Consider the following 472-nt stretch of genomic DNA (forward strand, 5'->3'; position numbering starts at 1 on the left):
AAATAATTGGCGATAATAAAATTGCTACTTGGCAAGGTGAGCCGCGCGATAACAGCTTTATGCAAGGCTGTTATGCGTGTCATTCGCTTAGAAGCCCGCTGACTGATGGCTTTGATAACAGCCAAGCGTTTTTGGATCAATTTAGCCCTTCATTTTTAGAACCGAATTTGTATCACGCCGATGGCCAAATTAAAGAAGAAGTGTATGTGTTTGGCTCTTTTGCACAAAGTAAAATGTACAAAGCCGGGGTTAACTGTGTTGACTGCCACGATAAACACACCATGAAAGTTAAAACAAAAACGAATGGGCTGTGCTTACAGTGCCACAGTGCCAGCGAATACAACAAACCCGAGCATCATCGTCATAAAGAACAATCAACCGGTGCACAATGTGTTAGCTGCCACATGCCAACCAACAGATACATGGGCGTTGATGACAGGCGCGACCACAGCTTTAAAATTCCGCGCCCTGA

Annotated in this window: 1 protein-coding gene; it reads left to right on the forward strand. The window is 44.5% G+C overall.

Translation table 11 applies throughout. From position 1 onward, the window contains the following. Positions 1–472 (forward strand): multiheme c-type cytochrome (locus tag GQR54_RS19620; protein WP_277344604.1); only part of this gene is annotated, 472 nt, incomplete at both ends.

Origin of the sequence: Pseudoalteromonas sp. Z9A4 (genome assembly GCF_011378845.1) — a bacterium.
Classification (GTDB): domain Bacteria; phylum Pseudomonadota; class Gammaproteobacteria; order Enterobacterales; family Alteromonadaceae; genus Pseudoalteromonas; species Pseudoalteromonas arctica.